The sequence below is a fragment of the Flavobacterium sandaracinum genome, from assembly GCF_004349135.1.
Taxonomy (GTDB): domain Bacteria; phylum Bacteroidota; class Bacteroidia; order Flavobacteriales; family Flavobacteriaceae; genus Flavobacterium; species Flavobacterium sandaracinum.
Window position 1 is genome coordinate 67385 of the sequence record NZ_SMFN01000008.1, and the last position, 26032, is coordinate 93416.

At 33.3% G+C, this 26032-nt stretch carries 22 protein-coding genes and 1 tRNA gene; 15 read left to right on the forward strand and 8 right to left on the reverse strand.

Going from position 1 to position 26032, the window contains the following annotated elements; translation table 11 throughout:
• Nucleotides 1-16: 16 nt before the first annotated feature.
• Nucleotides 17-2140, reverse strand: a complete 2124-nt coding sequence (locus E0F91_RS08560) for a Tex family protein (protein WP_132065982.1) — start codon at nt 2138-2140, stop codon at nt 17-19.
• A gap of 205 nt (nt 2141-2345) precedes the next feature.
• On the opposite strand from E0F91_RS08560, the gene E0F91_RS08565 reads away from it, so the two are divergent.
• Both E0F91_RS08565 and E0F91_RS08570 read left to right on the forward strand, forming a co-directional pair.
• Nucleotides 2346-2927, forward strand: coding sequence for a hypothetical protein (locus tag E0F91_RS08565; protein ID WP_132065984.1), 582 nt, complete (start codon nt 2346-2348; stop codon nt 2925-2927).
• 229 nt (nt 2928-3156) lie between these two features.
• On the forward strand, nt 3157-3426 hold the full coding sequence (locus tag E0F91_RS08570; RefSeq protein ID WP_132065986.1) for a DUF1294 domain-containing protein: 270 nt from the start codon (nt 3157-3159) through the stop codon (nt 3424-3426).
• Here E0F91_RS08570 and E0F91_RS08575 read toward each other — a convergent pair.
• From E0F91_RS08575 to E0F91_RS08585, 3 genes are all read right to left on the reverse strand, one after another.
• Complete coding sequence (locus E0F91_RS08575) at nt 3405-4547, reverse strand: ATP-binding protein (protein ID WP_132065988.1); 1143 nt, start codon at nt 4545-4547, stop codon at nt 3405-3407. The two genes, E0F91_RS08570 and E0F91_RS08575, sit on opposite strands and share 22 nt — an antisense overlap.
• A 208-nt stretch (nt 4548-4755) precedes the next feature.
• A complete protein-coding gene (rpiB, locus tag E0F91_RS08580; RefSeq protein WP_132065990.1) occupies nt 4756-5184 on the reverse strand; it encodes a ribose 5-phosphate isomerase B in 429 nt (142 codons plus the stop codon).
• 742 nt (nt 5185-5926) lie between these two features.
• Nucleotides 5927-6160 (reverse strand): DUF2007 domain-containing protein, encoded by a 234-nt coding sequence (locus E0F91_RS08585; protein WP_132065992.1) that lies wholly within the window; start codon nt 6158-6160, stop codon nt 5927-5929.
• Nucleotides 6161-6279: 119 nt separating this feature from the next.
• On the opposite strand from E0F91_RS08585, the gene rnr reads away from it, so the two are divergent.
• From rnr to E0F91_RS08600, 3 genes are read left to right on the forward strand one after another with little or no spacing between them, the layout of a single operon-like run.
• Complete coding sequence (gene rnr, locus E0F91_RS08590; RefSeq protein WP_132065994.1) at nt 6280-8469, forward strand: ribonuclease R; 2190 nt, start codon at nt 6280-6282, stop codon at nt 8467-8469.
• A gap of 5 nt (nt 8470-8474) precedes the next feature.
• Nucleotides 8475-9140, forward strand: a complete 666-nt coding sequence (locus E0F91_RS08595) for a head GIN domain-containing protein (RefSeq protein WP_132065996.1) — start codon at nt 8475-8477, stop codon at nt 9138-9140.
• Nucleotides 9141-9184: 44 nt separating this feature from the next.
• The gene (locus E0F91_RS08600) at nt 9185-9859 is read left to right on the forward strand and encodes a LysE family translocator (protein ID WP_132065998.1); all 675 of its coding nucleotides are present in this window, start codon (nt 9185-9187) and stop codon (nt 9857-9859) included.
• A gap of 858 nt (nt 9860-10717) precedes the next feature.
• On the opposite strand, the gene E0F91_RS08605 is transcribed toward E0F91_RS08600, so the two are convergent.
• Both E0F91_RS08605 and folB read right to left on the reverse strand, forming a co-directional pair.
• Nucleotides 10718-10788 (reverse strand) — tRNA-Cys (locus tag E0F91_RS08605).
• 82 nt (nt 10789-10870) lie between these two features.
• The gene (folB, locus tag E0F91_RS08610) at nt 10871-11230 is read right to left on the reverse strand and encodes a dihydroneopterin aldolase (RefSeq protein WP_132066000.1); all 360 of its coding nucleotides are present in this window, start codon (nt 11228-11230) and stop codon (nt 10871-10873) included.
• A gap of 114 nt (nt 11231-11344) precedes the next feature.
• Here folB and E0F91_RS08615 point away from each other — a divergent pair, with 114 nt between their 5' ends.
• The 4 genes from E0F91_RS08615 (at nt 11345) to E0F91_RS08630 (ending at nt 14728) form a co-directional block, all read left to right on the forward strand.
• The gene (locus E0F91_RS08615) at nt 11345-13447 is read left to right on the forward strand and encodes a glutamine--tRNA ligase/YqeY domain fusion protein (protein ID WP_132066002.1); all 2103 of its coding nucleotides are present in this window, start codon (nt 11345-11347) and stop codon (nt 13445-13447) included.
• A gap of 302 nt (nt 13448-13749) precedes the next feature.
• The gene (locus tag E0F91_RS08620) at nt 13750-14079 is read left to right on the forward strand and encodes a YtxH domain-containing protein (RefSeq protein WP_132066004.1); all 330 of its coding nucleotides are present in this window, start codon (nt 13750-13752) and stop codon (nt 14077-14079) included.
• A gap of 40 nt (nt 14080-14119) precedes the next feature.
• The gene (locus E0F91_RS08625; RefSeq protein WP_132066006.1) at nt 14120-14470 is read left to right on the forward strand and encodes a competence protein; all 351 of its coding nucleotides are present in this window, start codon (nt 14120-14122) and stop codon (nt 14468-14470) included.
• A gap of 3 nt (nt 14471-14473) precedes the next feature.
• The gene (locus E0F91_RS08630) at nt 14474-14728 is read left to right on the forward strand and encodes a DUF6327 family protein (protein WP_132066008.1); all 255 of its coding nucleotides are present in this window, start codon (nt 14474-14476) and stop codon (nt 14726-14728) included.
• Nucleotides 14729-14753: 25 nt separating this feature from the next.
• Here the strand turns inward: E0F91_RS08630 and E0F91_RS08635 are convergent, their stop codons facing one another.
• The gene (locus tag E0F91_RS08635; RefSeq protein WP_132066009.1) at nt 14754-15734 is read right to left on the reverse strand and encodes an SPFH domain-containing protein; all 981 of its coding nucleotides are present in this window, start codon (nt 15732-15734) and stop codon (nt 14754-14756) included.
• A gap of 79 nt (nt 15735-15813) precedes the next feature.
• On the opposite strand from E0F91_RS08635, the gene E0F91_RS08640 reads away from it, so the two are divergent.
• Nucleotides 15814-16455 (forward strand): outer membrane beta-barrel protein, encoded by a 642-nt coding sequence (locus E0F91_RS08640; protein WP_132066011.1) that lies wholly within the window; start codon nt 15814-15816, stop codon nt 16453-16455.
• An 89-nt stretch (nt 16456-16544) separates the two neighbouring features.
• Here the strand turns inward: E0F91_RS08640 and gltX are convergent, their stop codons facing one another.
• Entirely contained in the window at nt 16545-18068 is a 1524-nt protein-coding gene (gene gltX, locus E0F91_RS08645) for a glutamate--tRNA ligase (protein WP_132066013.1), read from the reverse strand.
• Between the two features lie 152 nt (nt 18069-18220).
• Here gltX and E0F91_RS08650 point away from each other — a divergent pair, with 152 nt between their 5' ends.
• The 5 genes from E0F91_RS08650 to E0F91_RS08670 all read left to right on the forward strand — a co-directional run bounded on the left by E0F91_RS08650 (nt 18221) and on the right by E0F91_RS08670 (nt 25908).
• Nucleotides 18221-21523 carry a coiled-coil domain-containing protein gene (locus tag E0F91_RS08650; RefSeq protein ID WP_132066015.1) on the forward strand — a complete coding sequence of 1101 codons (3303 nt, stop codon included), beginning with the start codon at nt 18221-18223 and terminating at the stop codon, nt 21521-21523.
• A complete protein-coding gene (gene ybeY / locus E0F91_RS08655) occupies nt 21520-21939 on the forward strand; it encodes an rRNA maturation RNase YbeY (protein ID WP_132066017.1) in 420 nt (139 codons plus the stop codon). The genes E0F91_RS08650 and ybeY overlap by 4 nt, the downstream gene beginning before the upstream one ends.
• 247 nt (nt 21940-22186) lie before the next feature.
• Nucleotides 22187-24058: a tRNA uridine-5-carboxymethylaminomethyl(34) synthesis enzyme MnmG gene (gene mnmG / locus E0F91_RS08660; protein WP_132066018.1), complete on the forward strand. Its 1872-nt coding sequence runs from the start codon at nt 22187-22189 to the stop codon at nt 24056-24058.
• 141 nt (nt 24059-24199) lie between these two features.
• Nucleotides 24200-25060 carry a class I SAM-dependent methyltransferase gene (locus tag E0F91_RS08665; protein WP_132066020.1) on the forward strand — a complete coding sequence of 287 codons (861 nt, stop codon included), beginning with the start codon at nt 24200-24202 and terminating at the stop codon, nt 25058-25060.
• 233 nt (nt 25061-25293) lie between these two features.
• The gene (locus E0F91_RS08670) at nt 25294-25908 is read left to right on the forward strand and encodes an OmpH/Skp family outer membrane protein (RefSeq protein WP_243698864.1); all 615 of its coding nucleotides are present in this window, start codon (nt 25294-25296) and stop codon (nt 25906-25908) included.
• Nucleotides 25909-26032 lie beyond the last annotated feature (124 nt).

A 26032-nucleotide genomic window follows, 5' to 3' on the forward strand; every position in this document is an offset into this window, starting at 1 on the left:
GCCTTTTTTTTATGGTTTAAATAACCATCGTCAACTGAATTCGCTTTCTATCCTCATCGACTTCCACCACTTTTACGGTAACATGTTGGTGTAATTTTACCACTTCATTCACATCGCTGACAAAACCTGCTTTCAGCTGGGAAATATGAACCAAACCGCTTTCTTTGACTCCAATATCCACAAAACAACCAAAATTGGTAATGTTATTGACAATTCCAGGTAAAACCATTCCTGTTTTTACATCTTTTATCGTTTTTACATTCGGGTCAAATTCAAATACTTTAGCTGATTTTCTTGGATCTAATCCTGGTTTTTCTAATTCTTTGATAATGTCTTTTAATCCCAATAATCCTATATCTGGTGTAATGTAATTTTCTGGTTTGATTAAGGCTGTTTTTTCTTTATTGGTAATTAAATCATGCACTGTCAATTTCAAATCTTTCGCCATTTTCTCCACAATTCCATAGGCCTCTGGATGAACGGCTGAATTATCTAACGGATTTTTGGCATTAGAAATTCGGATAAATGCAACGCCTTGCTGGTATGCTTTTTCACCCAAACGCGGTACTTTTTTAAGTTGTTTCCGATCTGTAAAAGGACCGTTTTCCGAACGATAATTTACTATATTTTCAGCCAGCTTCTCTCCTATTCCACTCACATAACTCAACAAATGCTTGCTTGCAGTATTGATATTTATTCCAACTGAATTCACACACCGAATTACTGTATTGTCTAATTCTTCTTTGAGTTTGGTTTGGTCTACATCGTGTTGGTATTGGCCTACGCCAATGGCTTTCGGGTCAATTTTAACCAATTCAGCCAATGGATCACTCAATCGTCTTCCGATAGATACCGAACCTCGAACCGTAACATCATAATTAGGAAATTCGTCTCTGGCAATTTTCGATGCGGAATACACCGATGCTCCAGCCTCACTTACAATAAACACCTGAACCGGTTTATCGAACGCAATTTTCTTAATAAAAAATTCGGTTTCACGAGAAGCAGTTCCGTTTCCTATCGAAATCGCATCAATTTTATACGAATTCACCATCGAACGAATTTTTTTCATTGCCATTGCTTCCTCTTTTTGAGGTGCGTGCGGATAAATAGTTTCGTTGTATAACAAATCTCCTTTTTCGTCCAAACAAACAATTTTACAACCGCTTCTAAAACCCGGATCGATAGCCAGAATTCGTTTTTCACCCAAAGGCGGAGCCAATAATAATTGCCCTAAATTATTCGCAAAAACCTGAATCGAATTGGCATCAGCCTTGGCTTTGGCTTCTTGTAGTGCTTCATTGGAAATAGCTGGATTCAATAATCTTTTGTAACTGTCTTCTATAGCTAGTTGTACGTGTGGCGTAGTTTTATTTTGACCTTTTAAAACCAAAGTATCTATAATATCATACGCTTCATCGATATCGACTGCTACTTTAAACTTAATAAAACCTTCGTTTTCAGCACGAAGCATGGCTAATAATCTATGCGAAGGCGCTTTACTTAAAGGTTCTGACCAATCAAAGTATTGATTGAATTTCTGTGCGCCTTCGTCGTCTTTCTTCGTTTTTACAACTTTGGTGGTAATGGTAGCTTTGCGTTCGTACAATCGTCGGAGTTGCTTTCGAACATAAATATTTTCATTAATCCATTCGGCAATAATATCTCTGGCGCCTTGTAATGCCGCCTCTTCATTGATGACATTTTCGTTTAAATATTTTGTCGAAATAAAATCGACATCATCATTATTTTGCGCCATGATGATTTTTGCCAATGGTTCCAATCCGTTTTCGCGAGCTACATCGGCCTTAGTTTTCTTCTTCTTTTTATAAGGCAGATAAAAATCTTCCAATTCTTGTAAATCAAAACTTTGCTGTATTTTTTTGTCTAATTCTGGGCCAAGCGCGTTTTGTTCCTGAATCGATTTTAAAATTGCTTCTTTGCGTTTTACAATTACTTCGTATTCTTTTTGGAATTTGGCAATTTGCTCAATAAAAACTTCATCAAGATTTCCGGTTGTATCTTTTCGATAGCGCGAAATAAAGGGAATGGTACAATCTTCCTGTAATAGTTTTACCGTGTTTTGAATGTTTATGGCTGCTGTAGCAACATTTTTTTTGATATAATCGATGTTTGTCATAATGCTGACCGTTTTAGGCGTGTATAGATTTTATTGAAAAAACAAAAATACATTGTTTTTTAACCAATTTTAAGGTTGTTTAAAATATAATTATATTTTAATGTTGTGAATCATAAATTTTTCATTAATTTTATAAGTCCCTGATTTACAGATATTAAAACCTACTAACTATGAAAAGTAAGTAATCAATTAATACCTCACAAATATGGAAACTACTACTATTAAACGTTTTTTGCTAATTGGGTTAGCGTTAACATTTTTATCATTTGAATTACCATCTGGTTGGTTTAAATCTGGAAGTGATCCAAACAGTTATGACATGAGAGTTGAAAAAGGAGCTGGTTACGACGGTAAAAATGCCGCAACTATTCAGTCCATAATACCTAATATTTCTGGATTTGGTACGCTTATGCAAACTTTTGCAGCCGACAAATATTTAGGTAAAAGAATCCGCCTTTCCGGATATGTTAAAACAAAAGATGTTGCTGGTAAAGCTTGCTTTTGGTTGCGAGTTGAAAAAGCGAATTCTCAGCAAATATTATCGTTTGATAATATGAATAACCGCCCTATTATTGGTACAAATGATTGGAAAAAGTATGAAATTGTAGTAGATGTTCCTGCGACTGCTTCAAAAATTTCATACGGTGCATTAGTGAGAGGAACAGGAAAAATCTGGTTTGACAATTTGAGCTTCGAAATAGTTGATAGCTCCGTAGAAACAACCGGTAAGAAAATTGAAAAATTAGAAAAAATTATAGAACCTACTAATTTGAATTTTGATGAATAATAGTTCTAAATTTTTAATCCGATTAATCAAAAAATGAAATTCCAATCTCGACAAACTATGTTTTCAAGATTGGAATTTTTATTTTGAATAACTATTTTTTATGTTTTTAAAAAAAGTAAATCACAACCAATATATCGTATTTTTTAGGATAGTATTCTAATTAGACTATTTAATTTTGTTCGCTTTTAATGTTGCTAAAGCGCTATCTTTGGTTCAAAACCCCCTGTTTATGTCTTTTCTATTTTGGTATTTTCCACTTAGTAACTTAGTAGCTTTTTCAATAATTGGAATAGACAAACGACTGGCTGTTCAGCAAAAAAGGCGTGTTTCAGAACAAAATTTGTTACTTACAAGTGCAATAGGTGGTACGATTGGTTCCGGATTAGCGATGCTTTTTTTTAGACATAAAACGGCAAAAAGCTCTTTTTTATGGAAGTATTTTTTAATTGCTATACTGCAAATTATTATAGTGTATTTCTATGTTATAAAATCTAAATAATTACTCTTGTTTATTACTTCAAAAGTAGCCTCCGGATATGCTTTTGCGAAAGCAGCAGGGATTTTGACTTTTTTAGTTTCACTCCATTTAAACTCAAATCCAGCCAGTTCTTCTCCTATTTCTTCCAACCAATCGAGTTCTTGCTGATCATACGTTCTCCAAAAATAATTTTGAGCTTTTATCTTTTGATAATTTTGTTTTTTAACTCTTTCTGAAGCGAGATAATTTTCCCATAAATCGCCAATATCAGTCCTGGAATCCAAACGATTAAAGTTATTGATAATACCATTCCGAATGCCATTGTCATAAAAATACCAGCGACTGGATTTAACAATTTCCTTTCGGAGATTTCTGCTAAAACCTTCTACTTTGAAGACAATAAAAACTTTAGAAAGCAAATCTAAATAATTTGCAACTGTATTTTTAGACATGTGTAATTGAGTTGCCAGCTCCAACAACGAAACTTCTTTCCCTACCTGATACGCTATCAAGCGCAACAAATCGTATATTTTATCAGAATGTTTGATGCCATCAAATATCAAAATGTCTTTTAACAAATACGAATTGATGATTTCATACAAATACTCTTTTTTATCTTCCCAATCCACGTGTTGCTCTAGTTCCGGATAACCGCCAAAGAGTAATCGTTGCTCTAAATTTTCGGTAGTTTGTTTGTAATTTTCATAAGGAGCAAACTCAATTTGTGCCAATGGAAAAAGATATAAAGTGTTTTTTCGACCCACTAATGGCTCGCCCAAATTATTATTCAAATCAAATATAGAAGAACCCGTCGCAATGATTTTTATACCAGGAATAGAATCAACAATCAATTTTAAAATCAAACCGATATCAGGAATAATTTGAGCTTCATCTATTACTAATAAATCGATATTCATCAACAATCTTTGGTAATTACTCACGGAACGTTCCTTAAGTAAATTCGAGTCGTTAATGTCTTCTCCGTTAAGTTTCAAGTAACTTTCACTAGGAATGGTTTGAAGATAATTTGTTATCAGTTCCGTTTTTCCCACACGTCTTGCCCCTAATAAAATCAAGACTTTATTTGGAAGTAATTTTCGATTAAATTCTTGAACAATGGCTCTGTTAAAATAATTTCCCATATTATTGTTTTAGAAATCTAGAACAAATATACGTAAAAAACGTTAATTCGGTCAACGTACTGACCGAATTAACATTAATTCAGTCAGTGCGTTGACCGAATTACTATAAATTTAGTCATTGGAAATAAAAAATCGCCGAATTGTTTTGAAATAATTCGGCGATTTCTCTAAGACAATAGGTTGTAACGTCCTATTTTATTTTGTTTTCCTAACAGCTAATCTTGTCTACTCTTGTTTGGTGTCTTCCACCTTCAAAATCCGTGTTTAAAAAGGCTTCGACCATTTCTACTGCTTGCGGAATGGAAGTGAAACGAGCAGGAATACTAATAATATTGGCATCATTGTGCTGACGAGCTAAAACCGCAATTTCTTTCATCCAGCATAAAGCGGCACGAACTTTAGACTGCTTGTTTGCTGTCATTGAAATTCCGTTTCCGCTTCCGCAAATAACAATTCCAAAATCAGCTTTTCCTTCAGCAACATCTGTGGCTACAGGACGACCAAAATCAGGATAATCTACGCTTTCTACTGAATCAGTTCCGTAATTCGTTACTTCATGCCCTTTTGCTTCAAGCATTTCAACGATTGCTTTTTTGTAATCCGGTCCTGCGTGATCGTTTCCTATGGAGATTTTCATATAATATGTATTAAGTTGTGTGCTGCAAATTTAAATAAAGTAATCTATTCTGATGAATTTAAATCTTGCTTCTTTATTAGATTATTTTATTTAAAATGTACGTACAAAAATGAATGCAACAAACGCTTCTGTAACTATCAGATTAGTATTGAATTAGCAGTTATCAACAATTCTGTTAAATGTATAAATAGCTGTAAATCAATAATAAATTTATATAATAAATGTTAAAAATTTGCATTGTTAATAGCAAAAGTTAATTGCTTGATATTCAGTTAACTTTAAATTAACATACAATGTTCATAACTTTGAATAGAAAATAAGAACTATTTTTTGGTTGTATCGAAAAAAAAAGTAATCCAAAACCCAGTTTTTAAATCCTAATTTAGTTTGATGAATTTTTAGAATAGTTATCAATATTAAAAAGTAGGTTATCAACAAAAAGGAGTAGTGTGAGTTATTTACAAAACCAATAGTTATTCTGTTATCAACCATTGTTAATTAAAATATAAAAACCCTTTAAAACGAATACTTTATCCTAAGATAAGTATGTTAATAACTCCCAATAACATCTTTAAACTTGATTTCAATGCGTTTTAAAATAAATTTATTGCCACTATTAACAAGCTATAATAACAACCAAAAAATAATTTAAATTTAATTTTTCTTTTTGTTTATATTAATATATGTTGACAACTTTCAAAAAAATTAAAGTCAAAAAAATGATTTTAGATTGATTTCAGTTTCAAACAATTTTCAAATTGCTATTCAAATTATCTAAGAGTTCTTGAACTTTTTCAAAATCGTTGAAATGAATTTTGAGTTTGATTCCACCGTATGCGAAACTGCCAAAAGGATCGATGGATACCAACGTTTCATTTTCAAAAAAAAAGTTAATCTCTTCCTGCTCTAGCAAATGCTTTATTACTACAATTTCATGGGAATAATTGAAAATTGCAATGGTTTGAAATTCTTCCATTTTTGATACTTTTTATAAAGATACAACTATTCTGTAAAGTTATATTTTCTTTAAAACTGTGCTCTCTATACTGATAACAGTTTAGTATTTTGTAATTTTATACTTTTAAGAACAGATTTATGAGTAAAAGATTAAGAAAGCCGGTAAAAAAAGGGAAAGATTTCTCTGAAAAAATTATAAAAATATTATCGCAAAGTGCTAATAAAGCATTCAATTATAAACAAATAGGAGCCAAGCTGGAAGTTGATGATACTGAAAGCAGAAATCAAATTATAAAAGATTTGAAGATTCTGGCTTCGCAAAATAAGATTATCGAATCAGAACCGGGAAAATACTTAGTAAAAGCTGAAAGTAAAGAGTATTACGAAGGTAAGATTGACATGACAGGACGCAAAACAGCTTATTTTGTTTGCGCTGATATGGATGAAGATGTATTTATTCCTACAAATAACTTAAACCACGCTTTAGACAAAGACATTGTCAAAGTCTATGTTTATAATCGAAGAAAGGGAAAAAGACCTGAAGGTGAAGTGATTGAAGTTCTAGAAAGACATAAAACTGACTTTGTTGGTGTTATTGACATTCAAGCTAATTTTGCTTTTGTTTCTACCGCAAATCCAAAAATGTATACTGATATTTTTATTCCAAAGGACAAAATTGGCGAGGCGGAGCAAGGCGACGTAGTTTTGGTTCATATCGAAGATTGGCCAGCCAGAGCGGATAGCCCTTTTGGTTCTGTAATAAAAGTGTTAGGGAAACCAGGAGAACACGATACAGAAATCCATGCGATTCTTGCTGAATATGGTTTGCCGTCAGAATTTCCTATTGAAGTAGAAACGTTTGCACAAAAAATTGATACTTCGATAGAAGAAAGTGAAATTGCTAAACGTCGCGACATGCGAGATACATTGACTTTTACCATTGATCCAAAAGATGCGAAGGATTTTGATGATGCACTTTCATTCAAAAAATTAGAAAATGGTAATTACGAAATTGGTATTCACATTGCCGATGTTTCTTATTATTTGCAAGAAGGAACAATCCTGGATGATGAAGCGTATCAAAGAGCAACATCCGTTTATTTAGTGGATAGAGTAGTACCCATGTTACCGGAAGTGTTGTCCAATTTTGCGTGTTCGTTACGTCCAAATGAAGAAAAATATACGTTTTCGGCTATATTTGAAATCACAGAAACGTCTGAAGTGGTGAATCAATGGTTTGGAAGAACCGTTATTTATTCCGATCAGCGTTTTGCTTACGAAGAAGCGCAGTACATCATAGAAACCAAAGACGATGTGATTCCGGAAGAAATTTCGATTACAGGAAGTTCCTATCAAGTTTCAGAAGCAATTGTTGCTGCGACGCTAAAAATGGATGAATTAGCTAAAATTCTTAGAAAAAGAAGAATGGCTGAAGGAGCGATTACTTTTGATAAAGTAGAGGTGAAGTTCAATTTAGATGAAGCCGGAGAGCCTCAAGGCGTTTATTTTAAAGTTTCCAAAGATGCCAATCATTTGATTGAAGAATTCATGCTTTTGGCAAATAAAAAAGTAGCAGAATTCATTGGAAAACAAAAGAAAACTTTCATTTACAGGATTCACGATGAACCAAATGAGGATAAACTTTTTGCGATGCAAGCGGTTATTGCCAAGTTTGGACATAAAATTGATTTTAAACAAGGTTCTATTTCACAAGCTTTGAATAAATTAATGGAAGATGTAAATGGTAAAAAAGAACAAAATCTTATTGATACTTTAGCGATTAGAAGTATGAGTAAAGCCAAATATTCTACAGATAACATTGGACATTACGGCTTAGCTTTTGAATATTATTCTCATTTTACATCGCCAATCCGTCGTTACCCAGATGTAATGGTGCACCGATTGTTGCAGTATTATTTAGACGGAGGAAAATCAGTTGATGAGGAAACGTATGAAACAAAATGTTTGCATTCCTCCACAATGGAAGGTTTAGCAACCAATGCTGAAAGGGATTCTATCAAATACATGCAGGTAAAATACATGCAAGATCATCAGGATCAAGAGTTTTTGGGAGTAATTTCTGGTGTGACTGAATGGGGAATTTATGTAGAAATCATCGAAAACAAATGCGAAGGAATGTGTAGAATTCGAGATATAAAAGACGATTACTACACTTTTGACGAAAAACAATATGCACTAACTGGTGCAACTTCTGGTAAATTATTACAATTAGGAGATGAAATTTACGTTAAAGTAAAAAATGCCGATTTAGTTAAAAAACAATTGGATTTTAATTTTTTAAGAAGAATTGAAGAACCATTAAAATAAAAAAAATGAAGAAATTAGTGATTATTGCTTTTGTATTTTTAAGTCAATTTACAAATGCTCAAGTAACCAGAAACTTAGGTGATTTTGATGAAGTTAAAGTTTTTGATAAAATCAATGTCAAATTAATTGAAGCTTCAGAAAATAAGATTGTTGTAACCGGAGCACGTGCTGACGAAGTAGAAACGGTCAATAAAAATGGCGAATTAAAAATCAGAATGCCTTTTCCACAATTATTGTCCGGTGAAGATATTATGGTTAAATTGTATTTTAAAAACCTCGAAAGCATTGCTGTGAGCGAGGGAAGTTACGTATCCAGTGAAGAAGATTTCAAACAGACGAGCTTAGATTTAAATGCAAAATCTGGAGGAGAAATTAATTTAGATATAGATGTTGACAAAGTAAATGTAAAGGCGAATGCTGGTGGAATAGTTACTTTATCAGGGAAAGCGAAAAATCAAGATGTTGTAATAACTTCTGGAGGAATTTTAAACGCTAAGGATTTAGAGACTTCACAAACTACAATAAGCGTTGCTGCTGGAGGAAAATCTGAAATTCATGCCTCAACATTAGTTGATGCAAAAGTTCGTGCTGGTGGGTCTATATTTATCTACGGTAAACCAAAACAGATTAACAAGGAAGTTTTTATTGGTGGTACTATTTTAGAAAAATAGTAGTACTTTGGTTTAGATTTTAGCGTAATAAATTTAAATTTTTAATGATAAACGACATTTTAGCTGGTATTCCTTGGGGAATTTTCTTGAGTTTTATGATTGGTCCTGTTTTTTTTATTTTACTAGAAACAAGTATTATAAAAGGATTTAGAGCGGCTTTAGTATTTGATTTAGGAGTGGTTTTAGGGGATATTGTTTTTATTGGAATTGCGTATTTAGGTAGTTACCGCTTGATTCAAAGTTTAAAAGATCAACCAGCCCTTTTCATTTTTGGTGGAGTATTAATGTTGGCTTATGGTATAATTTCCTTCATACAGTTAAAAAAAGAACAGAAAATCAATACGGATATTATCGACAAGGAAATTGTAAAAAAAAACTACATAAACCTTTTCATAAAAGGTTTTTTGTTGAATATTATCAATATAGGCGTACTGGGTTTTTGGCTGGCAATCATTATTTCTGTTGGACCAAAATTAGAAATGCAAACTCCTAGAATGATCACTTTTTTTATCGCTGTTATTGGAACTTATTTATTTGTTGATTGTATCAAAATTCTTTTAGCAAAGCAATTGAAAACAAAACTAACACCGGTAAATATTCTAAAAATTAAAAAAGGAATCAGTATAGTAATGATGGTTTTTGGGATGGTTTTAATCACTCAAGGTTGGTTCCCAGAAGAAAAAGAAATGGTTAAAAAAGCATTTGAAAAGATTGATTGATTATTCACACAATTTTATTAATGCTATTTATAAGCATCTAAAAACTCTTTTTATATATTCTTTATTCTTGCTATTTGTCGCGCGGAAGCGTGCATTATTAATTGCTCAAAGTAGTAGGGACGCATCCAGCGTGACAAATTATAAGAATGTTAAATAAGAATTTTTTCTTAAAAATTTGACAAAAAAAAACCTCCAATTATTGCCATTGCGAGGTACGAAGCAATTACACTTACAGAATATAAGATGTGCAACAACTAGGATTGCTTTGTACCTCGCAATGACGTACAAAAAAACCTCCAAATTTCTTTGGAGGTTTTAGAGTTTTGACCGGATCCGAACCCTATATTTACTTAATTTTTCCTAAAAATTAGACATAAAAAAAGAGACACATTTCTGTATCTCTTTTAGAGGCATCGTCCGGATTCGAATCCTATATTTACTTAATTTTTCCTAAAAATTAGACATAAAAAAAGAGACACATTTCTGTATCTCTTTTAGAGGCATCGTCCGGATTCGAATCCTATATTTACTTAATTTTTCCTAAAAATTAGACATAAAAAAAGAGACACATTTCTGTATCTTTTTTAGAGGCATCGTCCGGATTCGAACCCTATATTTACTTAATTTTTCCTAAAAATTAGACACAAAAAAAGAGACACATTTCTGTATCTCTTTTAGAGGCATCGTCCGGATTCGAACCCTATATTTATTTAATTTTTCCTAAAAATTAGACATAAAAAAAGAGACACATTTCTGTATCTCTTTTAGAGGCATCGTCCGGATTTGAACCCTATATTTACTTAATTTTTCCTAAAAATTAGACATAAAAAAAGAGACACATTTCTGTATCTCTTTTAGAGGCATCGTCCGGATTCGAACCGGAGTAGGAGCTTTTGCAGAGCCCAGCCTAGCCACTCGGCCACGACGCCATCGTTGAATGGACGGCAAAAGTACTTAAAAAGATTAATGTTTAAAAGTTTAAAGTTTAAAAGTTTTAAAAAATGTTCAAAATCAACTTCTGTATTCCTCCAATTCAATAGTAACTGCTTCAACATCACCACCAATAGGAGGATTGAGCTTAGAAACTGCTACAATAATTCTGGATATTTCAGGTATTTCTTCAAATATTCTCGTTAAAATTCGGTGTGCCACATGTTCTAGTAAGTCAGAACGAATCGCCATTTCCTCTACAACAATACTATTCAAAAGCACGTAATCAACTGTATCTTTCAAATCATCCGTTATGCTGGATTTTCTAAGATCAGTCTTCACTTCTAAATTTACGGTATAATCAGACCCAATTTTTCCTTCCTCGATCAAGCAACCGTGGTAAGAGTAGGTTCTAATATTTTTAAGTTTTATAATGCCCATTTCTTTATTGTTTTAGTGAGAGTAATCATTTACTGAATTCAGTTCTAAAGAAAACGGTAAACTGTAAACTGAAAACTGTAAACTTTTTTATCTTTGCTAAAATAAAACAAAAAAATGTCAACTGAAGAAAAATCACTCCATTTTATAGAACAAATCATTGAAGACAGTTTATCAAACGGTTTTCCTCAAGATAAATTACGTTTCCGTTTTCCACCAGAACCTAATGGTTATTTACATATTGGTCATGCCAAATCGATCTGCTTGAATTTTGGATTGGGTTTAAAGTACAATGCGCCAGTGAACTTGCGTTTTGACGATACTAATCCCGCCAAAGAAGAGCAGGAATATGTAGATGCCATCAAAGAAGATTTGAAATGGTTGGGATTTAATTGGACGGAGGAATTGTATTCTTCTGATTATTTTCAGCAATTATACGAGTGGGCAATTGTGATGATTAAAAACGGTAAAGCTTATATTGACAGTCAATCGTCAGAAGATATGGCTGCTCAAAAAGGTACGCCTACACAACCAGGAGTTGATGGACCTTATAGAAACCGTTCTATTGAAGAAAACCTTACCTTGTTCGAAGGAATGAAAAATGGTGATTTTCCGGAAGGAAGTCATGTTTTACGTGCCAAAATTGATATGACTTCGACTAATATGTTGATGCGTGATCCATTGATGTACCGTATTTTACATCGTCATCATCACAGGACAGGCAATCAATGGAATATTTATCCAATGTATGATTATGCACACGGTGAAAGTGATTTTATCGAACAAATTTCGCATTCCATTTGCACCTTGGAATTTGTAATGCACAGAGAATTGTACAATTGGTTTTTGGACCAAATTTATGATGATTCAAAAGTAAGACCACATCAATACGAATTTGCTCGTTTGAACTTGAATTATACCGTAATGAGCAAGCGAAAACTGTTGCAATTGGTACAGGAAAATATAGTAAATGGTTGGGATGATCCAAGAATGCCAACTATTTCAGGATTAAGAAGAAGAGGGTATACAGCGAATTCTATTCGTAAATTTTGTGATATTATTGGTGTTGCCAAAAGAGAGAATATCATTGATTTCTCGCTATTGGAATTTTGCTTGCGCGAAGATTTAAATAAATCGGCTCCAAGAGTTATGGCAGTTTTAGATCCAATAAAATTAGTAATCACTAATTATCCTGAAGATAAAGAAGAATGGTTGGAAGCTGAAAATAATCAGGAAGATGAAAGCGCCGGATTTAGAAAAGTTCCTTTTTCTAGAGAATTATTTATTGAAAGAGAAGACTTTTTGGAGGATGCTCCTGCAAAGTTTTTCCGATTGAGTTTAGGTAGAGAAGTACGTCTTAAAAATGCCTATATCATTAAAGGAGAAAGCATTATTAAAGATGCTGCAGGAACTATTACGGAGATTCATGTAACGTATGATGAAGACAGTAGAAGCGGAAGTGGGAGCGAAGCCAGTCAACGTAAAGTGGCTGGGACCTTGCATTGGGTTTCTATACAACATGCGCTGGAAGCTGAAGTTCGTCTCTACGATCGCTTGTTTATTGATGAAGCACCAGACAGTCATAAAGAGAAAAATTTCTTGGAATTTATGAATCCTAGTTCGTTACAAATTGTAAAAGGATTTGTAGAGCCAGGTTTGGCAACAGTTCAAGCTGGGGATAAATTCCAGTTTCAACGTTTGGGTTATTTCAATGTGGATAAAGATTCAGCTGAAGGTAAAATTGTCTTTAATAAAACCGTTGGATTAAAAGATGCCTGGGAAGAAAAAGGAAAAAAAGAAGAAAATTTATTGATGAACACTCAAAAAGAAATCAATAAATATGTTAAGGAAAAAGACGAAAACAATGCCAATTTGATTTTAAATAGCATTGTTGAAAACATAAAAAGTATTGATAATTACAGTTTAATTATTCAAACTATTATTAAAAATATTAAGAATGATAATAATTCGTTGTTGTTTTCAAATATGATCTTACATCATTCCAATAAGGTACAAGTAAAAGATATTGAAGAAGAGGCGTTAACAAAATTATATACGATGTCATTAAAAAGTCAAATGGCAGCCGTTAGAATTTTAGCGATTGAAAATTTACAAAATGATTTGGGTAATTTCAATCTTTTTCAAACTCAACTTTCAGAAATTAAAAAAAATGAAAAAAATGAAAAAGTGTTGCAATTATTAAATGATCTTAAAATTTAATTTATATTTTTTAAATAGATTTTACCAATCAAAAGCTCTCTTTTTAGAGGGCTTTTCTTATTATTGTAATTTCTTATAAAAATACTTTTTTTAATATTTTTTTTCAATCGAAAATGACGTTCATAAATTGATTTTAAGACTGTTTTTTAAAAGAAATGAGAATATATATGGAATTTAAATAAACGTGGAACAGCTCGCTTTTATTTGTTTTTTGTCTTGTAAAATTACACTTTAACGAGTTGTTAACGGCTTGTTATTAATAAATCCGTATCTTTAGTAAAGAAATTTTAAAATCAACAATCATGTCGAATACTACAGGAAATACATTATTAGCTCTTTTGACTGGAGCAATTATTGGAGCTGGAATCGGAATTTTATTTGCGCCGGATAAAGGTTCTAGAACTAGAGGAAAAATTAAAGATGGTTTTGATGATGCTAAGCACGAATTAACAAATAGACTAGATCACGCTTCTGAAGAATTAAGAGACAAGTTCTCTAGTGCAAAATTAGATTTAGAAGAAACCTATGAAGATTTAGTTTCAAATATGAGTCACAAGACTGAAGATGTAATATCTTTTCTAGAAGAAAAATTAGCAGAGCTGAAGAGTCAGAACGCTAGACTTCAAAAATAAATTTTATTTACCTATTGCATTAAATCCTAAAAACTGATCCATGGCTTTTGAAGAACTAAAAGAAAATACCGAAAACATTCAAGAACAAGCTAAAGTGTATATTGAAAGCACTGCAGCTTATTATAAATTATGGGGTTTCAAGGTAGCGATGAAATCAACAACAATGATCATAAAATTTTCATTGGTTTTATTGTGTTTCAGTATGGTTTTATTGTTTTGTTCTGTAGCAGCAGCATTAGCTATTGGTATTGCCTTAGGTAGTTATGCTTTGGGATTTTTAATAGTTGGTGGTATTTATCTTGTCATAACAGGAATTCTATTTTCTATAAAAGATAAAATCGTTGAAGGACCAATTTTAGAGAAATTTTCAGAAATCTTTTTTAACGACTAACTTATGGAAAGCAAAAAATATTCTTCGTACGCTCAAATTGAAAGAGAACTTGAAATTTTAAAGATTGAAAAAGAAATTAGCTATCAAAAATTGGCTTATGGTTTTCAAAAAACGAAAGAAAGCATAACGCCCATGAATCTTGTAAGTGGAGTTGTAGGTTCTTCGTTAACTGCATTTTCAGGCTCCTATGGAACGATCTTAAACATTGCTTTACCCTTTGTGATCAAATGGATTAAAAAAATAAAAAGAGGCAATTAAGCCTCTTTTTTTATGATTTAAGTAACTATTCTTCTGAATCTGAAGGTTCAGGCTCCTCGGGCAATTCAATAGCATTTGCTCTTCTCGAATTCCCTTTTCCATTAGTTTTTTTCATCATTTCACCTACTTGGTTGGAAGCGCTAAAGGATGCAATCATGTTATTAAGCATGTCACTTCCGGCTTGTGGAGAGTTCGGTAATAATATCAAATTAGAATTAGCATCAGCACCGATAGCTTGCAGCGTATCATAATGTTGTGTTACTACAATTAATGCTGAAGCTTCCTGAGAATTGATTCCAACTCTGTTCAAAACATCCACACTTTCTACTAAACCTTTGGCAATTTCTCTTCTTTGGTTCGCAATACCTTGTCCTTGTAAACGTTTGCTTTCCGCTTCAGCTTCGGCTTTAGCTACAATTCTAATTCTAGATGCTTCTGCTTCAAATTCAGCTACTGTTTTTTCTCTGTCAGCAGCATTTATTCTGTTCATCGCATTTTTCACTTGAATGTCTGGATCGATATCCGTTACCAAAGTATTGATAATCGTGTACCCATAAGTGGTCATGGCTTCGTTCAATTCTCTTTTTACCGCAATGGCAATATCATCTTTTCTTTCAAAAACATCATCCAGTTTTAATTTTGGAACTTCGGCACGTACGACATCAAATACATAAGAAGTAATTTGATCGTGAGGATATTCCAGTTTATAAAAAGCGTCATAAACTGTTTCTTTGATAACCATAAATTGAACCGAAACTTTAAGCTTTACAAAAACGTTGTCTTTTGTTTTTGTTTCGATAATAACATCTAATTGTTGAATTTTTAGATTAACGCGTCCTGCAATTCTGTCGATCAACGGAATTTTCAAATGTAAACCAGATTGTCTGATGCTTAAAAATTTTCCAAATCGCTCTACAACAACAGCAGTTTGTTGTTTTACTGTAAAGAAAGACGATAGTAAAATAAAGAAACCAAAGACCAGTAAGATAATTAATGCAATATCCATATTGTTTTTTATTATTAGTTAAAATTTATCTCACAATTTACAAAAAAACTTTAGGTTTGTCTTTGTAAATTTCAATTATATGAAAAAGATAACACTTGCTTTATTTTTTGTTTTACTATCGATAACGGCATTTTCGCAATATAAATACCGAGATTCAAATAGAATCGGAATCAGTTTTGGAGTTAATCAATTTACCTTAAACACAAATAATTTTGAAACAAAGCCTGATATGGGTTGGAACGCAGGACTTTCCATGCGAGGAAATTTCTATAATAATTGGGATATGGTTTATGCCATTCAATTTAGTGAAAACAACTTTTCTGTTGCAACAAATACTTTGACTTTAACTAATGAAGCTGTAAATTATAAATTGGCTTCCGCCCAAATTTCGCTACAAGCAAGTTTAAAAATTATCGAAAGTCATTTGAGTATTGAGTTTGGACCGATAGTTCAAGTCAATGGAAAATTAAACTTAGATAACGCTGATGAAAACAATGTCATTTCTGGTACAACGTTGCTAGCCAAAGATATTAGGGAGATTTCAAATTTTAATTTTTATCCAACAGTTGGAATCACATTTGGAGTGCGTCATTTTAGAGCTAATGTTTCGTATCAATACGGAGTAAATAACATTTTGGAAAACTTGAACAACAAAAATTTAGGAGTCAATTTTAAAGGAAATCCAGGGATACTAAATGGGAATTTGATTATTTATTTATAACCAATTACTTAATGAATAAAGTTAGAAGGCTCAAAGTTTACTTAATGAAGTGAACTTTGAGCCTTCTTTGTGAAGTTTGTGTTTAAAAACTATAAAGTAGCTATTGCTTTTTGAATTCTGCTAATCGTTTCGTCTTTTCCAATTACTTCAACGATATCAAATAGGTGAGGGCCTTTAAGCGCGCCAACCAAACTCAAACGAAACGGTTGCATTACTTTTCCCATTCCAATTTCGTTTTTTGTCATCCAATCTTTGACAATCGTTTCGATATTTACAGAAGTGAAATCAGGAATTTCCTCCACAACAGAAATTAATTCCTGCATTAATGCCGGTGTTTCTGCTTTCCAGTTTTTGCTAGCTTTTTCATCGTACGCAGTTGGAGCCACAAAAAAGAAATCACTCATTTCCCAAAATTCAGAAACAAAATGTGCGCGTTCTTTGATTAAAGAAACGATTTTTATAAGTTTTTCATCTGTCGTATCGAGCGCAGTCGAGATACCCTTTTCATTCAAAATAGGAGCATAGGCTTTCGCCAAAGTGGCGTCTTCTTGCTTGATTAAATACTGGTGATTGAACCATTTGTTTTTTTCAGGATCAAATTTAGCTCCAGATTTATGAACTCTGTTCAAGTCAAATGATGCCACTAATTCTTCCAAAGAAAATAATTCTTTTTCTGTTCCGTCATTCCAACCTAATAAAGCCAGGAAGTTGATAACTGCTTCAGGGAAAAATCCTTTTTCTCTGTATCCCGACGATTTTGTCATGCTGGAAGCATCGGTCCAGTCTAATGGAAATACAGGAAATCCCATTTTATCACCATCTCGTTTAGACAGTTTTCCGTTTCCTACAGGTTTCATAATCAATGGTAAATGTGCAAACTCAGGCGCTTCCCAACCAAATGCTCTGTACAATAAAACGTGTAAAGGCATCGATGGCAACCATTCTTCACCACGAATTACATGTGATGTTTCCATTAAATGATCATCCACAATATTAGCCAAATGGTAGGTTGGCATTCCGTCACTTTTGAACAATACTTTATCGTCTAAAAGGCTTGTTTCAAATTTTACATCACCACGAATAATGTCATGCAAATGCAAGGTTTCATTCACCGGAGTTTTAAAACGGATGACATAATGCTCGCCAGCAGCAATTCTTTTAGCAGTTTCATCTCCTGAAATTACTAGAGAAGTATCTAGTTTTTCTCTGTTGGTGTGATTGTATATAAAGGTTTTTCCTTGTTCTTCTTCTATTTTTCGTGCTGCCTCCAAAGCTTCGGCAGTATCAAAAGCATAATAGGCGTTACCGGAATTGATTAATTCAGCTGCATATTGTTGGTACAACTCTTTTCTTTCGCTTTGACGGTATGGACCAAATTTTTCGTTTTTACCAATAGTCTCATCTGGCGCAATTCCTAACCATTCCAGTGCTTCCATGATGTATGCTTCGGCGCCTGGAACAAAACGGTTTTGGTCTGTATCTTCAATTCTTAGGAAGAAAACGCCGTTGTTTTTTTTGGCAAACAAATAATTGAATAATGCGGTACGCACTCCGCCAATATGTAAAGGTCCAGTTGGACTTGGTGCAAAACGCACCCGAACTTGTTTAGACATTGCTGTAAATTTTTTGCGAAGATACAAATTCGATTTCTCATGTTATTATCTGAAAATGAGATAATGTAAGATTAATGAGTTTGATGATTTTTAACATTTCTTTATTCATATAAATTATTACTTTTATTGGTTACAAAAACAAAGCATACATTTTGGAAAATCAGCAATTTATATATCAAAAATTAGAAGCTTTCATCAGAAAGTTTTATACCAACGAATTGATACGAGGAACTATTTTCTTTATCGGTTTAGGACTGTTGTATTTTCTACTTACACTTTTTGTAGAATATTTTCTTTGGCTCAAGCCAATGGGAAGAACCATTTTATTTTGGACTTTCATAGGAGTAGAAGTCTATTTGTTGTTCCGTTTTATTTTGTTTCCCATTTTTAAATTATTCAAACTCCAGAAAGGCATCGATTACAATCAGGCTTCCGCAATTATTGGAAATCATTTTACGGAAGTGAGTGACAAGCTGACTAACTTTTTACAATTGGCAGATTCTGATATCCATCAGAATAAATCGGAATTATTAGCCGCTTCGATTGAACAAAAAGCCAATGCGTTGCAACCAATCCCTTTTGGGAATGCTATAAACTATAATGGAAACAGAAAGTATTTTCCTTTGGCATTAATTCCAATGCTTTTATTTGCTTTCTTTTATTTTTCTGGAAACAGCAGCATGATTTCTCAAAGTTTGAATAGAGTAGTGCATTTCAATTCGGCTTTTCTGCCACCGGCTCCTTTTAAATTCGTAGTTCTAAATTCGAATTTGCAAACCGAACAAGGAAAAGATTTTATCCTTCGAATTAAAACCGAAGGAAAAATAGTTCCTGAGAATGCGATGATTTTCATTGATGATGAAAGTTATTTCATGGAATCGAGTAAAGCGGGAGAGTTTCAGTTTAAGATCGCAAAACCTTCAGAAAGCATTTTGTTCCACGTGGAGGGAAATGCTATTGCTTCGCCAGATTATGAATTGAAAGTAATAACTGTTCCTTCGATAGCTAATTTTGAAATGCAGTTGAACTTTCCGTCGTATTTGAATAAAAAGCCAGAAACCATCAAAGGAACAGGAAATGCGGTTATTCCAGAAGGAACACGTGTGACTTGGAAAATGATTACACAAGCTACTGAAAATGTAATGTGGCTCGACGGAATTACTAAAGCTACTTTTTCTAAAGCAGAAAACACCTTTATTTTATCTAAAAACATACTTCAAAACACAGATTATCAAATTCTTACTTCGAACGATAAGGTAAAAAACTACGAAAAACTCAATTATCAGCTTACAATTGTCAAAGATCAGTTTCCAATGATCAATGTGAACCATGCACCGGATAGTTTGAAGGTCGCTAAGAACTATGTTTTAGGTCAAATTTCCGATGATTATGGTTTGTCTAAACTTCAGATTGTGTATTACGAAAGAGAGAAACCACAAACTGCTAAACGTGGAACAATTGCTATTAAGAAAAGTGCTTTTGACCAGTTTGTGTTTTCGTTCCCAAGCAATCTTCCGGTAGAGCAAGGTGTGTCTTATGATTATTATTTTGAAGTTTTTGACAACGATGCCACCCATAATTTTAAAAGTACGAAGTCTTCGGTTTTCTCTAATCGTGTTGCTACAGATGAAGAAAAGGAAGATCAAATTTTGCAACAGCAAAATGATAACATCAACAGTTTAGAAAAGTCTTTAAAAAATCAGGATAAGCAAATTTCTGAAATGGAGAAGTTGCAAAAAACTGGAAAAGAGAAAGAAAATCTGGATTTCAAAGATCAGCAAAAAGTAAATGATTTCATCAAACGTCAAATGAAACAGGATGAGATGATGAAGGAATTTACTAAAAAAATGAACGATAATCTGGAGCAATTCAAAACGGATAAAAAGGATGAATTAAAAGATGAGCTTCAAAAACGAATGGATAAAGCCGAAAAGGAATTGGAGAAAAACCAAAAGCTTTTATACGAGTTGAAAGACCTGAACGATAAAATTCAGAATGAAGAGTTGTTGACTAAGTTAGATAAATTCAAACAAAATAGTAAAAACCAAACTAAGAATTTAGAACAGTTGGTAGAGTTGACCAAGAGGTTTTATGTAGAAAAGAAAGCAGAGCAATTAGGAGATAAACTGGATAAGCTTTCTGAAAAACAAGATAAATTATCTAATGATGAAAAGGAAAACAAACTAGATAAACAAGAAGGTATAAATTCTGAGTTTAATAAAATTCAAGAAGATTTAAATGATTTGGAAAAAGAAAATCAGGAATTAAAATCACCTTTAGATATTCCTAATGATGATGCTAAAGAAAAAAGTATTGATGAAGATCTAAAGAAAGCATCTGAGGAATTGAAGAAAGACAAAAAAGACAAAGCTAAGCCAAATCAAAAAAGCGCTTCCAAAAAGATGAAAGAGATGGCGCAAAAAATGTCTGAAAGCATGGCAGAAGGTGAGATGGAACAGTTGCAGGAAGATGTTGCCATGTTGCGACAAGTATTAGATAACTTATTGGCTTTTTCTTTGTCGCAGGAAGACTTAATGAATCAGTTCAAAAAACACAAATCAGGTTCTCCGGCTTTTAATAAAAACATCAAAATTCAGCAAGATTTAAAACAACAGTTCAAGCATGTTGACGATAGTTTATTTGCTATGTCGTTGCGCAATCCAAAAATAGCAGAGGAAATTACTAAGGAAATTGGAAATGTGATTTATAACGTCGATAAATCTTTGTCCAGTTTAACCGATGCTCAAGTTCCAAAAGGGTTGTCGCATCAGCAATACACCATTTCAGCAGCTAACAAATTAGCAGATTTTCTAAGTGACATGCTTAACAATATGCAAATGCAAATGTCGGGAATGAGTTCCGGAAAACCAAAACCAGGTCAAGGTCAAGGAATGCAATTACCGGATATTATTAAAAAGCAAGAAGGATTGGGTGAGAAAATGAAAGACGGAATTAAAAAAGAGGAGAAACCTGGCGAAGGTCAAAAAGGACAAAATGGCAAGCAAGGTAAACCTGGAGAATCAGGTCAAGAGGGTGATGGTGGCGAAGGTGATGCGCAAGCTATTTTGGAAATTTATAAAGAGCAAAAGCAATTACGTGAAGCCTTACAAAATGAATTGAACAAACAAGGATTGGGCGGTAACGGACAAAGTGCTTTGGAACAGATGAAGCAAATCGAAAAACAATTATTGAACAAAGGTTTTAAGAATGAAACGCTTCAAAAGATACTGAATGTGAAACAGGAATTATTGAAGTTGAATTCGGCTATTCAGCAACAAGGAGAGGAAAATAAACGTCAATCTGAAACCAATAAAAAGGAGTTTAATAATCAATCTAATGCGTTGCCAGCTGCTTTATTAGATTATTTGAATAGCATAGAAATATTAAATAGACAATCCTTACCTTTGCGCTCGAATTTTAATCAAAAGGTTCAAGAATATTTTAATAAAAAATGATCAATTTTAATTACGAAACCGACTTTAATTTAGACAACGAGGAAGCAACTGCTGCTTGGTTGGGAAATGTTATTGTATCGGAAAACAAGAAAGAAGGGGAGATAAATTACATCTTTTGTGATGATGAATATCTACATAAAATCAATGTGGAATATCTCGATCATGATACACTAACGGATATTATCAGTTTTGATTATTCTATGGGTAATGAATTGCACGGAGATATTTTTGTTTCTGTCGAAAGAGTGAAAGACAATGCAGCTGACTTTAACGTTTCATTCGAGGAAGAATTGAAGCGTGTATTGGTTCATGGGATCCTCCACTATTGTGGTTACAAAGACAAAGGTGAAGCCGAAGAGTTTTTAATGCGTTCTAAAGAAGATGAAAAAATCGCTATGTTTCACGTGGAACAATAGATTTCGGATTGTAGATTAACGAATGCAGATTTTAGATTTGTTTCATGTGAAACACATTTAACTCTATAATCGTACTCAAGTTATTGTTTCACGTGGAACAGTCACTTTTTGATTTTTATTTACACCTGTAGATCTTGAATCAAACCTATTTGTTTCACGTGGAACAAAACCAATTAACACAAGAAAAGATTTAGAGATTAGGTGTAAATCTGAAATCTGAAATCAAAAATTTAAAATCAAAAATCAAATGTTTCAAAATGAATATGATGTGATTGTTGTGGGCGCAGGACATGCGGGTTCTGAGGCTGCTGCTGCTGCTGCAAATTTGGGGTCCAAAACTTTATTGGTAACCATGAGTTTGCAGAATATAGCCCAGATGTCATGCAATCCAGCGATGGGCGGAATTGCCAAAGGACAAATTGTGCGTGAGATTGATGCGCTTGGTGGATACTCGGGAATTGTTTCGGATAGGACTGCAATTCAGTTCAAGATGCTGAACAAATCTAAAGGTCCAGCAATGTGGTCGCCACGAGTTCAAAGTGATCGAATGCGTTTTGCTGAGGAGTGGAGAATGATGTTGGAGGGAACTCCAAATCTTGATTTTTATCAGGAGATGGTGAAAGGGTTGATAATTGAAAACGGAAAAGTATTAGGTATAAAAACCTCTCTTGGTCTTGAAATTCGTTCCAAATCAGTTGTGCTAACGAATGGAACATTTCTAAATGGATTGATTCATATTGGAGAAAAACAATTTGGAGGAGGAAGAGCAGGCGAGAGTGCTTCGCATGGAGTTACCGAAGATCTAGTCGCTGCTGGTTTTGAATCAGGCCGAATGAAAACAGGAACACCTCCAAGAGTGGATGGACGTTCTTTGGATTATTCCAAAATGAACGAAGAAAAAGGAGATGCTAAACCGGATAAGTTTTCTTATTCGGATGTAACTACTCCATTAATTCATCAGAGATCGTGTCATATGACGTATACTTCTTTGGATGTTCACGATATTTTGAGAGAAGGTTTTGATCGTTCGCCAATGTTTAATGGAAGAATAAAAAGTATTGGACCAAGATATTGTCCTTCGATTGAAGATAAAATCAATCGTTTTGCTGATAAAGAAAGACACCAACTATTTGTAGAACCAGAAGGATGGAACACGTGCGAGGTTTATGTAAATGGATTTTCCACTTCGCTTCCTGAGGATATTCAATTCAAAGCGTTAAGTTCTGTTGCGGGATTTGAAAAAGTAAAATTCTTTCGCCCCGGTTATGCCATTGAATACGATTATTTTCCGCCGACACAATTGAAACACACTTTGGAAACAAAATTAGTTGAAGGATTGTATTTCGCTGGACAAATAAACGGAACTACTGGATATGAAGAAGCGGCTTCTCAAGGATTAATGGCTGGAATAAATGCGCATTTAAAAGTACATGAAAAAGCGCCATTAATCTTAAAAAGAGACGAAGCCTATATTGGAGTTTTAATTGATGATTTAATCACGAAAGGAACAGAAGAGCCTTATCGAATGTTTACGTCACGAGCAGAATACAGAACGTTGTTACGTCAGGATAATGCCGATTTCAGATTAACTCCAATGTCGCATGAAATTGGTTTGGCTTCTGAAGCGCGTTTGCGTAGAATGGAACACAAATTAAATGAATCTGAAAAAATGGTGGCTTTCTTCAAAGAAACGAGCGTTTCTGTTGCGGAAGCAAATCCTATTTTAGAATCAAAAGATACGGCGCTCATCACACAAGGGGATAAAATGTTCAAAGTGTTTTCTCGTCCGCAAATTGATTTGGAAGACATCATGAAGTTTGAAAAGGTTGTAGATTATATTGCAAACAATCAAGTGGATCAAGAAATTCTGGAACAAGCCGAAATTCAAGTAAAGTATTCAGGTTATATCGAAAAAGAAAGAAACAATGCAGATAAATTGCTTCGATTGGAAGATGTAAAAATCCCTGAGAATTTTGATTATGAAAAAATCAAATCCATGTCCATTGAAGCAAAACAAAAATTAAGCAAGATTCGACCAGTAACAATTTCTCAAGCATCAAGAATTAGTGGAGTTTCTCCAAGTGATGTTTCGGTATTGTTGATTTATATGGGACGTTGAGAAAGTGGTCAGTAATCAGTCGCAGTGTTCAGTAAAAAAATGAATACTCAACGATACGTTCCACGTGAAACAAAATTAAATTTGTATTATATATAAAGGGATTCAGCTGCAAACTGCGACTGGAAACTGAAAACTAACAATATGGACATTTCAAACCAACAGCCTTTTTTAACCGTTAAAGATTATTCTGTTTCTCAGGAAATTTTCGACTTATATCATGATGTCAAATTTGACATGCTGATTACGTCTCCACAACCGAGTTTAGAAAATTTAGGAAAGTATTACGAAAGTGTGGATTATATTTCGCACACGGATAGTAAAAGGTCTTTATTTGAAAAAGCCTATCATTTTGTAAAAAGCATTGCGCTTAAAAATAAGTTGAGTTTAATCAATTCATTGCAACCGAATAAAGGAAGTATTTTAGACATTGGTGCAGGAACTGGAGATTTTTTATCTGTGGCCAAAGATAACGGTTGGCACACGATAGGAGTGGAGCCAAGCGAAAAAGCAAAAGCGATTGCGAAAAAGAAAGGGGTTTCCTTTGTTGGAGAAACCAGCGAACTAGACAGCCATTCTTTTGATGTGATTTCGATGTGGCATGTTTTAGAACACGTTCCAAATTTGGAAAACCAAATCAAGGAATTGAAACGATTATTAAAACCCGAAGGGACTTTAATTATTGCCGTTCCAAATTTCAAATCGTTTGACGCAAAACATTACGGAAAGTTTTGGGCCGCTTATGATGTGCCGATTCATTTTTGGCATTTTTCTAAAACGGCTATAAAAATGCTTTTCGAAAAAGAAGCAATGAGTTTAGAAAAAGTGCTTCCTATGAAATTCGACTCATTTTACGTGAGCTTACTTTCGGAAAAATACAAAACCGGAAAAATGAATTATATAAAAGCCTTTTTTGTCGGATTGCAGTCGAATTGGGAAGCGAAGAAGAATTTTGAGTATTCTTCACACATTTACATCCTAAAAAACAATCAAAAATCATTTTAAGCTAATTTAAGCGCATTTTTTAATGAAATTGAATGTGATTGTCGGACTTTTAAACTAATTGGTTTATTTAAAAGATATGAAGGTCGTTTTTAATAGACATACATTATACATTCAATAATTATAATAATAAAATCTTATATCATAAAAAAGTAGCATTTTTAAAACTTTATGTCAATACTATCTATTTTTTTATATTTTTGTCACCAATACTTAAATATTAGAAATTAACCAAAATGAAATCGAAGATTCACGAATACCAAAAAAGAAATATTAAAAATATGAGTACAAAAGCATTAGTAATTATCGCATTATCAATTTCTCTATTTGCTTGCAACAAACCAGCCGAAGCAGCTAAAGAAGTAAAAACAGCTTACGTAGACACTTCTGAATTAATGAAAGAATATACAGAGGCAAAAGACCTTGAAGCAAAATACAAAACCAAAGCAGAGGAAAAAGGCAGACAGCTAGAAGCAGAAATCGCAAGGTTTAAACAAGAAGCAGCCAGTTTTCAATCGCAAGCACAAGCGAATGGTCAAGAATGGGCGCAAAAAAAAGGAGCTGAATTGCAAAAAAGAGAACAACAATTAGGATATGCACAACAAGTATTATCTCAGGAATTACAGGTTGAAAGTGGAAAAGAAATGGATTCTTTAGTAAGTGGTGTGAAAAAATTCATCAAAGCGTACGGAAAAGAAAAAGGATATGCCTACATCTATGGAACAGGTGACGCAGCATCAATATTATACGCTGAAGATAAATTTGATATCACAAAAGAAATCATTAAAGGCTTGAACGATAAATACAAAGCACCTGCTAAAACAGAAGAAAAAGCAGAAGCTAAGAAATAATTTATTTTCTATTAATTCAAAAAATTGCCTTCGTCTATCTTTAGATTGAAGGCTTTTTTTTTGAAGCTATTTACTTCGTCAGTTCGCTTCGCTCGTGTCCCGCTATACACTGTAATCTCTTGGT

Coding starts and splice junctions, on each gene's coding strand:
- E0F91_RS08560 (WP_132065982.1), bottom strand. CDS start 2,140: ATGACAAACATCGATTATATCAAAAAAAATGTTGCTACAGCAGCCATA.
- E0F91_RS08565 (WP_132065984.1), top strand. CDS start 2,346: ATGGAAACTACTACTATTAAACGTTTTTTGCTAATTGGGTTAGCGTTA.
- E0F91_RS08570 (WP_132065986.1), top strand. CDS start 3,157: ATGTCTTTTCTATTTTGGTATTTTCCACTTAGTAACTTAGTAGCTTTT.
- E0F91_RS08575 (WP_132065988.1), bottom strand. CDS start 4,547: ATGGGAAATTATTTTAACAGAGCCATTGTTCAAGAATTTAATCGAAAA.
- rpiB (WP_132065990.1), bottom strand. CDS start 5,184: ATGAAAATCTCCATAGGAAACGATCACGCAGGACCGGATTACAAAAAA.
- E0F91_RS08585 (WP_132065992.1), bottom strand. CDS start 6,160: ATGGAAGAATTTCAAACCATTGCAATTTTCAATTATTCCCATGAAATT.
- rnr (WP_132065994.1), top strand. CDS start 6,280: ATGAGTAAAAGATTAAGAAAGCCGGTAAAAAAAGGGAAAGATTTCTCT.
- E0F91_RS08595 (WP_132065996.1), top strand. CDS start 8,475: ATGAAGAAATTAGTGATTATTGCTTTTGTATTTTTAAGTCAATTTACA.
- E0F91_RS08600 (WP_132065998.1), top strand. CDS start 9,185: ATGATAAACGACATTTTAGCTGGTATTCCTTGGGGAATTTTCTTGAGT.
- folB (WP_132066000.1), bottom strand. CDS start 11,230: ATGGGCATTATAAAACTTAAAAATATTAGAACCTACTCTTACCACGGT.
- E0F91_RS08615 (WP_132066002.1), top strand. CDS start 11,345: ATGTCAACTGAAGAAAAATCACTCCATTTTATAGAACAAATCATTGAA.
- E0F91_RS08620 (WP_132066004.1), top strand. CDS start 13,750: ATGTCGAATACTACAGGAAATACATTATTAGCTCTTTTGACTGGAGCA.
- E0F91_RS08625 (WP_132066006.1), top strand. CDS start 14,120: ATGGCTTTTGAAGAACTAAAAGAAAATACCGAAAACATTCAAGAACAA.
- E0F91_RS08630 (WP_132066008.1), top strand. CDS start 14,474: ATGGAAAGCAAAAAATATTCTTCGTACGCTCAAATTGAAAGAGAACTT.
- E0F91_RS08635 (WP_132066009.1), bottom strand. CDS start 15,734: ATGGATATTGCATTAATTATCTTACTGGTCTTTGGTTTCTTTATTTTA.
- E0F91_RS08640 (WP_132066011.1), top strand. CDS start 15,814: ATGAAAAAGATAACACTTGCTTTATTTTTTGTTTTACTATCGATAACG.
- gltX (WP_132066013.1), bottom strand. CDS start 18,068: ATGTCTAAACAAGTTCGGGTGCGTTTTGCACCAAGTCCAACTGGACCT.
- ybeY (WP_132066017.1), top strand. CDS start 21,520: ATGATCAATTTTAATTACGAAACCGACTTTAATTTAGACAACGAGGAA.
- mnmG (WP_132066018.1), top strand. CDS start 22,187: ATGTTTCAAAATGAATATGATGTGATTGTTGTGGGCGCAGGACATGCG.
- E0F91_RS08665 (WP_132066020.1), top strand. CDS start 24,200: ATGGACATTTCAAACCAACAGCCTTTTTTAACCGTTAAAGATTATTCT.
- E0F91_RS08670 (WP_243698864.1), top strand. CDS start 25,294: ATGAAATCGAAGATTCACGAATACCAAAAAAGAAATATTAAAAATATG.